General features: G+C 61.8%; 1 protein-coding gene. It reads left to right on the plus strand.

The genetic code is table 11. The features are described from left to right. Positions 1–115: 115 nt before the first annotated feature. A partial coding sequence (locus tag HX846_RS37610) for a class I SAM-dependent methyltransferase (RefSeq protein ID WP_178967511.1) occupies positions 116–490 on the plus strand: 375 nt, incomplete at its 3' end.

Genomic DNA, 490 nt, shown 5'->3' on the forward strand with positions numbered 1-490 from the left:
GAATGCCCGCTCCCACATTTGATTGCATTTCAACTGAAGGAACTCGGTCGAATGTGGGAGCGGGCTTGCTCGCGAAAGGGCCAGCAACAGCAACACAAAAACCAGGGACATCATCATGACCAGCACCGCCCACACCCAAGTCGTGCAAAAACAATTCGGCGAACAGGCCTCGGCCTACCTGAGCAGCGCAGTACATGCTCAAGGCACCGAGTTCGCGCTGCTCCAGGCCGAACTGGCCGGGCAGGGCGCTGCACGACTGCTGGACCTGGGTTGCGGCGCCGGTCACGTGAGTTTCAACGTGGCACCGTTGGTTAAAGAAGTGGTGGCGTACGACCTGTCCCAACAGATGCTTGACGTGGTCGCCGCCGCTGCCGTGGACCGTGGCCTGGACAACATCCGCACCGTGCACGGCGCCGCCGAGCGCCTGCAGTTTGCCGATGGCGACTTCGACTTCGTGTTCAGCCGCTACTCGGCGCACCCTTGGAGCGAC

The sequence above is a fragment of the Pseudomonas sp. K5002 genome (genome assembly GCF_013386655.1).
Lineage (GTDB): Bacteria > Pseudomonadota > Gammaproteobacteria > Pseudomonadales > Pseudomonadaceae > Aquipseudomonas.